General features: G+C 51.7%; 1 protein-coding gene. It reads left to right on the top strand.

Annotated features, from left to right (window positions below; genetic code table 11):
* The coding region (locus tag IAE52_RS11410; protein WP_233611000.1) for a phage tail tube protein at nt 1–520 on the top strand (520 nt) is incomplete at both ends.

Genomic DNA, 520 nt, shown 5'->3' with positions numbered 1-520 from the left:
GGCTCAACGGTCACAATTAAAGATAGCGGTGGTGCAACCGTTGGAACAGGAACCGCGAATGAAACAGGAGATTATACGGTTGCTCTTCCGGGCTCAGTCGGCCCTAACGCACCAATTAGTGTTACAGCGACCGACGCCGCAGGAAATGTGAGTGATCCAACTCCAGCGACGACTCCAGCAGATCCAACTCTCGTAGCTCCAACCGGTAATCTAACCGCAACCACTTCGGCAATTGGTGCCTCAGACGCTATGGCTACTCTTCCAACAACTCTGAAAGACAGTGAAGGTGCCGATGTTCCGGTCACAGCGGTTATCACGAATGCTTCAGGAAGTGCGGTTACTAATGGTAACTTGGCTGCAGGCACCTACACCGTCACTTATACGGCAGGTGGTTATGACGATGTCACTCAAACTCTAGTTGTTACAGACCCAGCAGATACCACTGCTCCAGATGCGCCAACAGTAGGCAATGTGACAGGAAACAGCACGAATGGTTACACGGTCACAGGTACAGCTGAAC

Source organism: Lactococcus sp. S47 (assembly GCF_016517475.1).
Taxonomy (GTDB): Bacteria; Bacillota; Bacilli; order Lactobacillales; family Streptococcaceae; genus Lactococcus; species Lactococcus lactis.
The sequence above is the reverse complement of the archived record's forward strand: the minus strand, read 5'-3'. Positions and strand labels throughout refer to the sequence as shown.